Annotated in this window: 12 protein-coding genes and 2 tRNA genes; 10 read left to right on the forward strand and 4 right to left on the reverse strand. The window is 58.8% G+C overall.

Features of this window, described 5'->3' with window-relative positions; translation table 11 throughout:
* Positions 1–16: 16 nt before the first annotated feature.
* Genes U1A53_RS23370 through U1A53_RS23385 form a run of 4 tightly spaced genes read right to left on the reverse strand, consistent with a single transcriptional unit; the run spans position 17 to position 2,942 of the window.
* Entirely contained in the window at positions 17–184 is a 168-nt protein-coding gene (locus U1A53_RS23370; protein ID WP_322284286.1) for a hypothetical protein, read from the reverse strand.
* 44 nt (positions 185–228) lie between these two features.
* The gene (locus U1A53_RS23375; RefSeq protein ID WP_322284287.1) at positions 229–1,128 is read right to left on the reverse strand and encodes a hypothetical protein; all 900 of its coding nucleotides are present in this window, start codon (positions 1,126–1,128) and stop codon (positions 229–231) included.
* Positions 1,125–2,480, reverse strand: a complete 1,356-nt coding sequence (locus U1A53_RS23380) for a vWA domain-containing protein (RefSeq protein ID WP_322284288.1) — start codon at positions 2,478–2,480, stop codon at positions 1,125–1,127. The genes U1A53_RS23375 and U1A53_RS23380 overlap by 4 nt, the downstream gene beginning before the upstream one ends.
* A 15-nt stretch (positions 2,481–2,495) precedes the next feature.
* Positions 2,496–2,942 (reverse strand): thioredoxin family protein, encoded by a 447-nt coding sequence (locus tag U1A53_RS23385; protein ID WP_322284290.1) that lies wholly within the window; start codon positions 2,940–2,942, stop codon positions 2,496–2,498.
* A 292-nt stretch (positions 2,943–3,234) separates the two neighbouring features.
* On the opposite strand from U1A53_RS23385, the gene U1A53_RS23390 reads away from it, so the two are divergent.
* From U1A53_RS23390 to rpoB, 10 genes are all read left to right on the forward strand, one after another.
* Positions 3,235–3,309: transfer RNA gene (locus U1A53_RS23390), tRNA-Thr, on the forward strand.
* Between the two features lie 76 nt (positions 3,310–3,385).
* Positions 3,386–4,570 (forward strand): elongation factor Tu, encoded by a 1,185-nt coding sequence (gene tuf / locus U1A53_RS23395; protein ID WP_322284291.1) that lies wholly within the window; start codon positions 3,386–3,388, stop codon positions 4,568–4,570.
* Between the two features lie 146 nt (positions 4,571–4,716).
* Positions 4,717–4,792: transfer RNA gene (locus tag U1A53_RS23400), tRNA-Trp, on the forward strand.
* A gap of 42 nt (positions 4,793–4,834) precedes the next feature.
* Entirely contained in the window at positions 4,835–5,053 is a 219-nt protein-coding gene (locus U1A53_RS23405; protein ID WP_322284292.1) for a preprotein translocase subunit SecE, read from the forward strand.
* A gap of 37 nt (positions 5,054–5,090) precedes the next feature.
* Entirely contained in the window at positions 5,091–5,660 is a 570-nt protein-coding gene (nusG, locus tag U1A53_RS23410) for a transcription termination/antitermination protein NusG (protein ID WP_322284293.1), read from the forward strand.
* 51 nt (positions 5,661–5,711) lie between these two features.
* Positions 5,712–6,137, forward strand: coding sequence for a 50S ribosomal protein L11 (rplK, locus tag U1A53_RS23415; RefSeq protein WP_322284294.1), 426 nt, complete (start codon positions 5,712–5,714; stop codon positions 6,135–6,137).
* 54 nt (positions 6,138–6,191) lie between these two features.
* A complete protein-coding gene (gene rplA / locus U1A53_RS23420) occupies positions 6,192–6,890 on the forward strand; it encodes a 50S ribosomal protein L1 (RefSeq protein ID WP_322284295.1) in 699 nt (232 codons plus the stop codon).
* An 18-nt stretch (positions 6,891–6,908) separates the two neighbouring features.
* A complete protein-coding gene (gene rplJ, locus U1A53_RS23425; RefSeq protein WP_322284296.1) occupies positions 6,909–7,457 on the forward strand; it encodes a 50S ribosomal protein L10 in 549 nt (182 codons plus the stop codon).
* A gap of 134 nt (positions 7,458–7,591) precedes the next feature.
* A complete protein-coding gene (gene rplL, locus U1A53_RS23430; RefSeq protein WP_322284297.1) occupies positions 7,592–7,972 on the forward strand; it encodes a 50S ribosomal protein L7/L12 in 381 nt (126 codons plus the stop codon).
* A 377-nt stretch (positions 7,973–8,349) separates the two neighbouring features.
* Complete coding sequence (gene rpoB / locus U1A53_RS23435; RefSeq protein ID WP_322284298.1) at positions 8,350–12,210, forward strand: DNA-directed RNA polymerase subunit beta; 3,861 nt, start codon at positions 8,350–8,352, stop codon at positions 12,208–12,210.
* Positions 12,211–12,244: the final 34 nt, after the last annotated feature.

Consider the following 12,244-nt stretch of genomic DNA (forward strand, 5'->3'; position numbering starts at 1 on the left):
GATGCGAATGCTGGCATCAGTGGGCCGTATTCTCGATGGCCTGGCCAGCTTTCTGCACGCCGTGGCCGACTTTGGAGAATGCATGATCCACTCCACGCCCGACACGGGTGGCGGGGCCACCACCGCCACGGCAGGCGGTCAGGGTGAGAGTGACGAGGAAGAGGGGGATGAGCAGCGTTTTCATACGACATAATATCGCATCACATGTCCCGCTCAAGTGTGGCATAGCTACGCAATGTACTCTCGGAACAGTCCGCCAAAGACGGCTCCGACACGCCAGAAATTCTCGTGGCGGCCAAAATGGCCATCGCTGTACATAACAATGGCGTAGCGGGTGCCGCGATAGTCGAAGAAGAGGCCTTCGTGCTTGTAGGGGCCGTCGGTGCCGGTTTTGCCGCCAATGTAGGTGATCTCGGCGGGCAGATACCAACGGCCACGGCCAAACTGATTGCGGCGGCAGGACTCGATGAGCATCTCGCAGCCGTAGTCGAACTTGTAGTTCACCAGGCGCTCGAAGAACTCGGCATAGAAGCGAGGTGACTGGCCGTTGGCGCGGATGGGCACATCGGGGAGGCTGTATTTCTGCTCGAAGGCGCGTTCGTCGGAGTCGCTGAAGCGGCTGAGCATTGCACGCCAGGAGGCGTTAATGCTCAGATCGCAGGCATTGACGATGTGCTGGAATTCTTCGTGGGTGAGACGGCCCTGCCGGGACTCCAACAGCACTGCGGAGACGGCGGGTTTGGGCATGGAGGCACCGATGAGGACGCGATCGGCCTGGCATTCGGCCAGATATGCGCCTGTGCTGAGGTTTTTCACGGCGTAGCCGAGACGCGTGTCATGTTTGATGCTTTCGTAGCCGCGTTGGGCTTCAGAAGTCCAGGCCATGCCGAAGGCGGGTTTGGCCGGGAAGCGGAAAGTGGCTCCTGAGACGAGGAAACGCTGTTTGTATTCGCTCAGGGCGGCGGCACGTCTGCCTGCAACAAGGAGGGGAGCGCCGCTGAACGGGCCGGAGGATTGCGAAATGAGTCTGGTGCGGCGGACTTCCTGCAAATCAGGCAGCATGCAGCCGGTGAGGGCCGCAGGGACGGCGGCCAGCGCTGAACGCAGCATGTCACGACGTGTTCTCATGGCGGGATGGTGAAGGTACCGCCGCAGGCATTGGCGATTTGATTGAGCAGCGAGGGTTTGTCGCTGCTCTGAGCAGGTTCTTCGCCAATGCCGATGGTGTGGATGCGCGTCTGGAACTTTTGATGGATGCGCTGCGCGAGATCGAGCACCTGATCGGGCGTGCCATCGCTGGGAGCTCCGTCGCTGAGGAAGTAGATGGTGTCGATATTGCCATCAGGGAGAACCTTTGTCAGCGCATGATTGAGCGCCTCGCACATGGGCGTGCCACCATCGGCCTGGATGCGCTCGACGAAGCGCACGGCCTGTTTGTGGTTCTTTTCATCATTCACGGAAATACCGCGGGCGGGGAAACAAGAATCGACGTTTTCGCCGAAGGTGAGAATGCCGTAACGCAGTTTGTTGGATTTGTTCTGCATGGCGATGAGCAGGTTGCTCATCTGCGCCTTGAGCTTGCTGATGCGGTCGTCGATGGTCATGCTGCCGCTGACATCGAGGATGAAAAGAGCGCCTTTGGCGCGAAGCTCCACGCCGTAAAATGACGCCATGTTCATGGTGGGATCATCATCGAGGGGCTTGAGCAGTTTCTGCAGTTTAAGGTGGTTTCCAAAGTCGGTGCGGGTGAGCATTTTCCACGGGACGTTCGCTCCCTGTTCGGCGAGCCAGGCCTTCCATTTGTCAGTATCGTCCACGAAATCCTGACTGGTCAGCCTGTAGAGGGAGCAGCGGGCAATGCCTCCAATGGCGTCATCGTTGAGGTGTGGCAGGAGCGACTGGATCGCCAGTGCATGGTGCATGCCGCCCAGCGCCTCTGCTGCGCAGGCACGCATGACATGGGCGTTGGCAGGATCAAGCATGGTGCCAATACGGGAGACGACGATTTCGGGATTGTCTTGGAAAGCACCGAGCGCCTTCGCGGCGAGAGCTGCACGTTCGGGGTCACGCACCTCGGAGAGCGGACCTTTGATCTGGGTGAGCAGGTTCCAGAAGAAGGCACGCGCCTCCAGGTGGCCGATGCCGGCAAAGAACATCAAGGCATCATTATCACATGAGGGATGTTTTGCCAGCCAGTCGCCCAGCGTTTTGCGTGCCTCACCCGCAGGCCATGCGGCGACGATTTCGGCGAGGCGCAGTTTGATGCCAGTGCCCATTTTTTTATCGCCGACGAGGCTGAGCACAGCATCACCGGCCAGTTTGTGGGCGTGGAGATCTTTGAGCGGTGTCAGGGCCTCTTCATTGCCGGCACGCACATTTTTGACGATGCCTTTCAGCAGAACCTCGCCATCATCTGCTGCGAACAAGCCTAACGCGAGCAGCGCGATGCTCATCGCGCTGAATTGGAGGACACGGCGCATGGCTGGAGCGAATATTTATTTAGAGTCTGATTTGTGCTTGCCTGCCTTTTCCTTCAATTCATCGAGAAGCGTCGCTTTGTAGCCCACCCAGCGCGCGGCTTCCTTGCCTTCGTTGTCGAGCAGGATGATGGTGGGATAGCCGTTGATGCCGAACTTGCTTTTCAGGGTGTCGTTTTGCTCCTTGGTTTTCTTGGGCAGGTTCTTTCCGTGTGGGAAATCGAGCTCGACGAGCATGAGATTTTCCTTGGCGAACTTTTTGAAGGCGGATTTGGAGAAAACCTCCTCATCAAGTTTGACGCACCAGCCGCACCAGTCGGAGCCGGTGAAGTCCAGCAGCACCATTTTCTTTTCCTCCTTCGCCTTGGCGAGGGACTTTTCATAATCGTCATCCCAGCCGGTTTTGGCCAGGGAAGAGGCGGTGGTGGCAAGAAGGGCGAAGCTGGCAAGAAGCAGTGTTTTCATGGGCTGGATGGGTTGATTTTCCAGCAAGGATATGAAGCTGGCGCCGCCAAGCCAAGCCTAAAATGGCCCACAGGAGGGACGGGGGATTTTCGAGCCACGGAGGAGGGTTTTGGAGTCTTTCGCAAAGTTTGGAAATAACCTTTGACAGTCATGTCAGCCGTCCTACTTTCGCCCCACTTTTTCGGTAAAAGGCCGGGATGTATTGTCTCTTGACGCCAGCGTAAGAGATTTTCATGTCCCGGTTTTATTGTCGAAAGAGGAGGAGGTCTCTCACAGGGCCGCCGCCGGTTAAGCTGTTATAGCTCAGTGGTAGAGCACGTCCTTGGTAAGGACGAGGTCGAGGGTTCAAATCCCTCTAACAGCTCCAGTGGCAGAACCGTGGGGATCTTCGAAACACGACAAACGAACCAGTCCCAAGCGCACCCCCTCAACTAACTCCACCCATGGCTAAAGAAGCATTCCAACGCAACAAGCCGCACGTCAACATCGGCACGATTGGCCACGTTGACCACGGCAAGACCACCCTGACCGCCGCCATCACGACCGTCCTTTCCAAGAAGGGATTTGCCCAGGCGAAGGCATACGATCAAATCGACGCGGCTCCTGAAGAAAAAGAGCGCGGCATCACGATCAACACCGCCCACGTGGAGTATGAAACCGACAAGCGTCACTATGCACACGTCGATTGCCCCGGACACGCCGATTATGTGAAGAACATGATCACCGGCGCCGCCCAGATGGACGGTGGTGTTCTCGTTGTTTCCGCCGCGGACGGCCCGATGCCCCAGACCCGTGAGCACATCCTGCTCGCCCGTCAGGTTGGCGTGCCTGCCCTCGTGGTGTTCATGAACAAGGTGGACATGGTGGATGATCCGGAACTTCTCGACCTCGTCGAGATGGAAGTTCGCGACCTCCTTTCCAAGTATGACTTCCCAGGTGACGAAATCCCGATCGTGAAGGGTTCCGCGCTCAAGGCACTCGAAGGCGATCCTGTGCATGAAGCCAACATCCTGAAGCTCATGGATGCCGTGGACAGCTACATCCCGCTCCCTGAGCGTCCGATCGACAAAGACTTCCTCATGCCTGTGGAAGACGTGTTCGCGATTGAAGGTCGTGGCACCGTTTGCACGGGTCGTATCGAGCGTGGTATCATTAAGAAGATGGGTGAAGTCGAAATCATCGGCATCCGCCCCACCGTCAAGACCACCGTCACGGACATCGAAATGTTCCGCAAGCTGCTCGACGAAGGTCGTGCTGGCGACAACGTGGGCCTCCTGCTTCGCGGTACGAAGAAGACCGACGTGGAACGCGGGCAGGTCATCGCCAAGCCCGGCTCCGTGACTCCGCATAAGAAGTTCACCGCTGAGGTGTATGTGCTTTCCAAGGATGAAGGCGGCCGTCACACGCCGTTCTTTAACAACTACCGTCCGCAGTTCTACTTTCGCACCACGGACGTGACCGGCAGCGTGAAGCTCCCTGAAGGTGTGGAAATGGTGATGCCTGGGGACAACGTCTCGATCGAAGTCGAGTTGATCACCCCGATCGCCATGGAAAAGACCATCCGCTTCGCCATCCGCGAGGGCGGCAAGACGGTGGGTGCTGGCCGTGTCGCCAACATCCTCGACTAGTCCGCGCAGTTCGTTTGTCTCGAGCCCCGCCGGGTCTGGCGCACAGACCCGGCGGCGGTTTCGTCTCTCAGGAGGGACGAAGGAGACCGCGACTTGCCAAACCGCCATCCATCGTTATTCATTCCGGGAAGCGTTTTCGCTCACACAGGTCAGTAGCTCAATTGGTAGAGTAGCGGTCTCCAAAACCGTTGGTTGTGGGTTCGAGTCCCTCCTGGCCTGCCAGCGAACATCCCGAGAACATCCCAGAAAGTCGCAACGCTTCACATGAGCCGCATCCGCAAATACATCAGCGAAGTCATCCTCGAACTCAAGAAGGCCACCTGGCCGTGGGATCCCAAGGAAAAGGGCTTCGCCAAATACCGCGAACTGAATGAATCCACCGTGGTGGTCTTCATCGCGATGATCCTGCTCGGAGCATTCGTGGCCGCGTTCGACATCAGCTTCAAGTGGGCCTTTGAGGCCGCGCAGAAGCTGGGCATGTAGTCTTCATTTCCCAACCCCCTCTTTCCCCCGAAATCTTATGGGAGCCATCCCTGCACCCCGCGATCAGTGGTTCGTCATCCACGTACGCTCCGGCCTTGAACAGAAGGTCCGTGACAGCATGCTCCGCCGTATCGAAAAGGAGGAGATGGGCGATTTAGTCTTCCAGGTTCTCGTGCCGATGGAGCGTGTGGCCGAAGTTAAAAAAGGCAAGCGCTCCGAAAGCAATCGCAAGTTTTTCCCCGGTTACGTCATCGCCAACTGCCACCTGCTCGACGAGCACAACCGCCTGATGGACCGCACTTGGTATTTCGTGAAGGAAACCGACGGCGTGCTCAATTTCGCCGGCACGAAGGATCATCCGATCCCGATGCGCCAGAAGGAAGTCGAGGCCATGCTCGCCCAAGTTCGTGACAAGGACGAAGGAGCCGTGCCCAAGATCGCCTTCAATCTCGGCGACACCGTGCGCGTGGCCGACGGTCCCTTCGAGAGCCAGACCGGCATCGTCGAGGAGATCGATCCCGAGCGCGGCGTGCTGCGCGTCTCCGTCAACATTTTCGGCCGTTCCACCCCGGTCGATCTCGAATACTGGCAGGTGGAAAAGGCATAAAGCGGTCAGGTCCGCAGAATTTCATCACAAGCAAGCAAGGAACACAAACACATGGCCAAGGAAATCGTCAAACTCATCAAGCTTCAGATCAAGGCTGGAGCCGCCAACCCCGCACCGCCCATCGGCCCTGCTCTCGGTCAGGCCGGTGTGAACATCATGGCGTTCTGCAAGGAATTCAACGCCGCCACCGCGAAAGCCGGCGGCGATGTGCTGCCCACCGTCATCACCGTTTACAAGGACAAGAGCTTCACCTTCATCACGAAGCAGCCTCCGGCTTCCAACCTCCTGAAGAAGGTGGCGAACATCGCCTCCGGCTCCGGCGAGGCGAACAAGAAGAAGGTCGCCAAGATCAGCAAGGCCCAGCTTCTCGAAGCCACCAAGCTCAAGCTTGCCGACCTGAACACCACCGACCTCGAGCGCGCCTCCCGCATCATGGCAGGAACCGCACGCCAGATGGGCATCGAAATCATCGACTAATCACTCAACCCGAAGCAGGAGAACGTCACAGTTCGCCACCACTGCACACCCACCATGCAAAAGAGAAGCAAACGCTACAAGAAAGCCGCCGAGATGGTTCCGGCAGGAAAGACATTCACGCTTGAAGAAGCGGCCGAACTCCTGCGCAAACTCCCTGGCACGAAGTTCAACCAGACCGTCACCCTGTCTTTCCGCATGGGTGTCGATCCAAAGAAGAGCGACCAGATGGTCCGCGGCACCTGCCCGCTGCCGCATGGCTCTGGCAAGACCGTGCGTGTCGCCGTATTCGCCCAAGGTGCCGCCGCCGATGCCGCCAAGGCCGCCGGTGCTGACATCGTCGGTAATGAAGACCTCATCGCCAAGGTGAAGGATGGCTTCCTCGATTTCGATGTCGCCATCGCCACGCCCGCCGCGATGAATGAAGTCCGCAAGCTCGGCAAGCAGCTCGGTCCTCGTGGTTTGATGCCCAATCCGCGTACCGGCACCGTCACCGAAGACACCGCCGCTGCCGTGAAGGCCGTGAAGGCTGGTCGCGCTGACTTCAAGCTCGACAAGAATGGCAACATCGCCTCCTCCGTCGGCAAAGCCTCCTTCGAGGTGAGCCAGATCGCTGAAAACGCCACCTCACTCATTGAGGCCGTCGTGCGTGCCAAGCCCGCCTCCGCGCGCGGCCGTTACGTCGAGACCATCACCCTCGCCGCCACCATGTCGCCCGCGCTCCGCATCGACGTGTCGAAATACATCAAACTCTAACCTTCGCAGCACTGACACATGAAAGCTGAAAAGACATTGCTCATTGATGACCTGCTGCGCCGGGTCAATGCCTCCCCGTTTCTCCTCGTCGTCGATTACACCGGCCTTAAGGTCGATAAATTCGCCGAGCTGCGCAAGCGCCTCAGTGGCGTTGGCGCGGAGATTCACGTCTTCAAAAACAACCTGGTGAAGAAAGCCGCTGAAAAGGCCGGCTACCCGGGTGAACTGGGTGCCCATCTCACCGGCCAGAGCGCCTATGTGACGGGCGTGAAGGACATCTGCGCCACGGCGAAGGTTTTGAAGAACTTCACCGCCGAGTTTGAGAAGCCGGTGATGAAAGTCGGCGTTCTTGAAGGCAGCCTTTTGGATGCCGCAACCATCAAAACACTTGCCGACCTGCCTTCTCGCGAGGTCCTCCTCTCCCAGCTCCTTGGCGTTCTCCAGGCTCCGGCCTCGGCCCTCGCCCGCGTGCTCAAGGCCAAGGCTGATTTGGAAGGTGCTCCTGCCGAATCTGCTCCCGTCGAAGCCGCCCCGGTTGAAGCTGTTGCTGAAACTGTCGCCCCCTAAACCCACCCCAATTTGACCAGATGGCCCGTGAAACGGCCTGAATAACCAAACACCCAATGGTTCCTCGCCGGAGCGAAAGCTTTTGCTCTTAAATCATCCGAAGCTTCGGAAAGCGGCGACACCGACAAACTAATATGGCTGACCTGAATAAAATCGTTGAAGAACTGAGTGGCTTGACCGTCATCGAAGTCGCTGAACTTGTGAAATCCCTCGAAACGAAGTGGGGCGTGAGCGCTGCCGCTCCCGTGGCTGCCGCCGCTGCTGGCGGTGGTGGTGCTGCTGCACCTGCCGCTGAAGAGAAGACCGAGTTCGATGTCATCCTGACTGAAGCTGGTGCCAACAAGATTGGCGTCATCAAGGAAGTCCGCGGCGTTGTCCCAGGCCTCGGCCTTGCCGAAGCGAAGAAGCTCGTTGAGAGCGCTCCGCAGAAGGTCAAGGAAGGCGTCAAGAAGGAAGAGGCGGAAGAAATCAAGAAGAAGCTGGAAGCCGCCGGCGCCAAAGTCGAGATCAAGTAATCTCACGTTCCTCCTGCTCTTTGCCGCGTGGCGGTTGCCCTCAACAGCAGCGCCACGCGGTCAGGAGCCTCAAAGTCAGTGTCAGTCCAATCCCCCGTTTGTTTCGTTCCATCGCATGCCCGCAACCGTCCGTGACCTCCTGAATTTCCGAAGCCGTTGCTTCGGTTCCGGGGTTGCTCGCGGTGTTGCGGCTGCTTCTGACAATTTTCATGGCCTGAGTCTGGGTTCACACCCGGGTTCTGGCTGCTTCGTTTTCGCGACAATCGTAAGTGATGCCGGGCTGGCCGCCTGACATCGCTGCTTTTGTTGCTTCGCGGAACTCACCCCTCCGCATCCTGCCACCGCCAATCGCCCCCTAACCGCCTCATCACTGCCTTATGTCCCAGCGCACCAACTTTGGCAAAATCCACGAAGTCGCCGAGCCACCGAATCTCATCGAGATCCAGCTCCGCTCATACGAGGAATTTCTCCAGAAAAACATCACGCCCTCGAAGCGCAAAGATCTCGGCCTGCAGGCCGTGTTCCGGGAAGTTTTCCCCATCACCAGTTACGATGAGAAGATGACGCTCGATTTCGCCATGTACGAAATCGGCGAACCCAAGCTCAGCTCCCTCGAAGCCATCCATGAGGCCGAGACTTTCAGCGCTCCGCTGTACGTGACCTATGAGCTCAAAGACGAGCAGGGTGCGAAACAGGAACGCGTTTACATGGGCGAAATCCCCCTCATGACCGTGCGTGGCACGTTTGTCATCAATGGCGCCGAGCGTGTGGTCGTCTCCCAGCTTCATCGTTCGCCGGGCATCTGCTTTGAAACCACCCAGCACCTCAACGGCCGCTGGCTGCACGGCTTCCGCATCATTCCTGACCGCGGCACCTGGCTCGAAGTCCAGTTCGACACCAACGATCTCCTTTACGTCTATCTCGATCGTCGTCGTCGTCGTCGTAAATTCCTCGCCACCACGCTCCTGCGCGTTATCGGCTTCCCCACGGACGAGGACATCCTCAAGCTCTTCTACGAAATCCAGGATCTGAAGCTCAAGGACAGCATTTCCGAAGAGGAAATCGCCACCAAGATCCTCTTCAAGGACATCCTCGACGGTGAACTCATCGTTGCCCGTGCCTATGAGCCGCTGACCTCCGGCGTTGTGCGTCAGCTCATCCAGTTGGGCATCAAGGCGATCAAAGTCGTCACCGCATCACCGGACGACCTGCTCATCACCTCGCTGCGCAAGGACACGGCGAAGGATGAGGACGAGGCGCTCAAGGAAATCTACCGCCGTCTGCGTCCGGGCGATCCGCCCACCACGCCAAACGCGCGTGCGCTTGTGAAGCGTCTGTTCTTCGATCCGAAGCGCTATGACCTCACCCGCGTGGGCCGCTACAAGATCAACCAGAAGCTCTCGCTCAAGGTCGATACCGAAATGCGCATCCTTACCGCTGAGGACGTCGTCTCCGCGCTGCGCTACCTGTTCCATCTGCGTGAAGGCCAGGGCATCCTGGATGATATTGACCATCTCGGCAGCCGCCGTGTGCGCGCCGTGGGTGAACTCCTCGCCAACCAGTGCCGCGTGGGCCTGTCCCGCACCGAGCGTCTCGTCAAAGAGCGCATGACCCTGTTCGACGTGAACATGGACACCATGACGCCCGCCAAGCTCGTCAATCCGAAGGCGCTTTCCGCCGTCGTGCGCGACTTCTTCGGCCGCAGCCAGCTCAGCCAGTTCATGGACCAGATCAATCCTCTGGCCGAATTGACCCACAAGCGCCGTCTCTCCGCCCTCGGGCCAGGCGGTCTGAACCGCGACCGTGCCGGCTTCGAAGTTCGCGACGTTCATCCGTCGCACTATGGCCGTATCTGCCCGATTGAGACCCCGGAAGGTCCGAACATCGGTCTGATCAACTCCCTCGGCAGCTACGCCCGCATCAACGAATTCGGCTTCATCGAAACGCCGTACCGTCCGGTGAAGGAATGTGTCGTCGCCGACAAGATCGAGTACCTCACCGCCGACCAGGAGGAGAAGCACTACATCGCCCAGGCGAACAATCCGATCGACGACAAGGGCCGTTTCAAAGGCAACAAGATCACCGTGCGTTACCGTGGCGACTTCATCGAAGTCGAGCCTGACAAGGTCACGCTTATGGACGTGTCGCCGAAGCAGCTCGTCTCCGTCGCCGCCGCGCTCATTCCGTTCCTGGAGCACGATGACGCCAATCGCGCCCTGATGGGTTCGAACATGCAGCGCCAGGGCGTTCCGCTTCTGGAAGGCGAGGCACCGCTCGTCGGCACCGGCATGGAAGGCAAGGCTGCGCGCGATTCGCGCTCGGTCATCGTTGCCGATGCCAATGGCACCGTCGCCGCCGCCACCGCTGACGTGATCATCGTCACCAAGGACGGCAATCTGCCCGTCAAAGACGAAAAATTCCTCGAGAATCCCCTCAAGTCGGTGCATACCGATGAAGAAAAGGGCACCCACGTCTATCCGCTGCGCAAGTTTGGCCGCAGCAACGCCGGCACCTGCATCAACCAGCAGCCGCTGGTGAAGCGTGGGCAGAAGATCAAGAAGGGCGATGTCATCGCCGACGGTCCGTGCACCGACCAGGGTGAGCTTGCCATCGGCAAGAACATGCTCGTCGCCTTCATGCCCTGGAACGGCTACAACTTCGAGGACGCCATCACCATCAGCCGCCGCGTGGTGAAGGAGGACATCTACACCTCCATCCACATCGAGGACTTCGAAGTCATCGCACGTGACACCAAGCTCGGGCCTGAAGAAATCACGCGTGACATCCCGAACGTCGGTGATGAGGCGCTGAAAAACCTCGATGCCCAGGGCGTCGTGCGCATCGGCGCGGAAGTGAAGCCTGGTGACATCCTCGTCGGCAAAATCACGCCGAAGTCCGAAACCGAACTCGCCCCTGAAGAGCGCCTCCTGCGCGCCATCTTCGGTGAGAAGGCTGCGGACGTGAAGGACACCTCCCTGCGTGTGCCTTCCGGCTGCACCGGCATCATCATGGATGTCCGCATCGCCCAGCGCGGCGCGGGTGCCGACTCTGAGAAGGAGAAGCTCTCCCCGTCCGAGTACAAAAAGCACATCAAGCAGATCGAAGAGGACTACCGCAACAAGAAGGAAGACCTCACCGAGCAGCTCACCGAACGCCTCTCCGACATTCTTCTCAACGAGAAGATCCCTCTCGACATTGTGAACGGCCAGACTGGCGAACCGCTCGTCTCCGCGAACAAGAAGATCACCAAGACGATGCTGCGTCATGTGGCTGAAAGCTATGACACCATCGAGATCGACCCGAGCCCGATCCGCAACAAGATCTTCGACATCATCCAGACCTTCGAACAGAAGTTCTCCGACGCCGACATGGAACGTGAGCGCAACCTCGACAAGATCGAGAGCAGCGAAGACACCGCCGACACCGGCGTCGTCAAGCAGGTGCGCGTCTTCCTCGCCAGCAAGCGCAAGCTTTCGGTGGGTGACAAGATGGCCGGCCGCCACGGCAACAAGGGCATCGTCGCCAACATCGTGCCGGAAGAAGACATGCCGTTCCTCGAAAACGGCACGCCGGTGGACATCGTGCTCAACCCGCTGGGCGTGCCATCGCGCATGAACGTGGGCCAGGTGCTCGAAACCCATCTGGGTCTCGCCGCCAAGGCGCTCGGCATGAAGATCGCCACCCCGGTCTTCGACGGTATTCCTGAATCCAAGATCATGGAGTACATCAAGGACGCCAAGAAAGTCCCCGGCTACGAATGGATGGGCCTCAACGGCAAATCCAAGCTCTATGACGGACGCACAGGCGACTCCTTCAATCTTGATGTCGTCGTCGGCTACATCTACATGCTGAAGCTCGGTCACCTTGTCGCTGACAAGATCCACGCCCGTGCGGTCGGACCTTACTCGCTCGTCACGCAGCAGCCTTTGGGCGGCAAGGCCCAATACGGCGGCCAGCGTTTCGGCGAAATGGAAGTGTGGGCGCTCGAAGCCTACGGCGCCGCCTACACGCTGCAGGAACTCCTCACCGTCAAATCCGACGACGTGCAGGGCCGTACTCGGATTTACGAGCAGATCGTCAAGGGCGACCACGCCCTCGAAGCCGGCACGCCGGAATCGTTCAACGTTCTCATCAAGGAAATGCAGTCCCTCGGCCTCGACGTGAAGGTGCACAAGCGTGCCAACGCCAACGCCGACGCGGAAGCCCTCGAACGTTTTGCCACCTCGGCGGGTGCCTAACCCGTCCTCCCCCAGAAACCCAGCGCTAAAAATA

The organism is Prosthecobacter sp. (assembly GCF_034366625.1).
GTDB lineage: Bacteria > Verrucomicrobiota > Verrucomicrobiia > Verrucomicrobiales > Verrucomicrobiaceae > Prosthecobacter.

Bases quoted from the DNA above. Each gene is read 5' to 3' on its own strand.
- U1A53_RS23370 (WP_322284286.1), bottom strand. From the start codon at position 184: ATGAAAACGCTGCTCATCCCCCTCTTCCTCGTCACTCTCACCCTGACC.
- U1A53_RS23375 (WP_322284287.1), bottom strand. From the start codon at position 1,128: ATGAGAACACGTCGTGACATGCTGCGTTCAGCGCTGGCCGCCGTCCCT.
- U1A53_RS23380 (WP_322284288.1), bottom strand. From the start codon at position 2,480: ATGCGCCGTGTCCTCCAATTCAGCGCGATGAGCATCGCGCTGCTCGCG.
- U1A53_RS23385 (WP_322284290.1), bottom strand. From the start codon at position 2,942: ATGAAAACACTGCTTCTTGCCAGCTTCGCCCTTCTTGCCACCACCGCC.
- tuf (WP_322284291.1), top strand. From the start codon at position 3,386: ATGGCTAAAGAAGCATTCCAACGCAACAAGCCGCACGTCAACATCGGC.
- U1A53_RS23405 (WP_322284292.1), top strand. From the start codon at position 4,835: ATGAGCCGCATCCGCAAATACATCAGCGAAGTCATCCTCGAACTCAAG.
- nusG (WP_322284293.1), top strand. From the start codon at position 5,091: ATGGGAGCCATCCCTGCACCCCGCGATCAGTGGTTCGTCATCCACGTA.
- rplK (WP_322284294.1), top strand. From the start codon at position 5,712: ATGGCCAAGGAAATCGTCAAACTCATCAAGCTTCAGATCAAGGCTGGA.
- rplA (WP_322284295.1), top strand. From the start codon at position 6,192: ATGCAAAAGAGAAGCAAACGCTACAAGAAAGCCGCCGAGATGGTTCCG.
- rplJ (WP_322284296.1), top strand. From the start codon at position 6,909: ATGAAAGCTGAAAAGACATTGCTCATTGATGACCTGCTGCGCCGGGTC.
- rplL (WP_322284297.1), top strand. From the start codon at position 7,592: ATGGCTGACCTGAATAAAATCGTTGAAGAACTGAGTGGCTTGACCGTC.
- rpoB (WP_322284298.1), top strand. From the start codon at position 8,350: ATGTCCCAGCGCACCAACTTTGGCAAAATCCACGAAGTCGCCGAGCCA.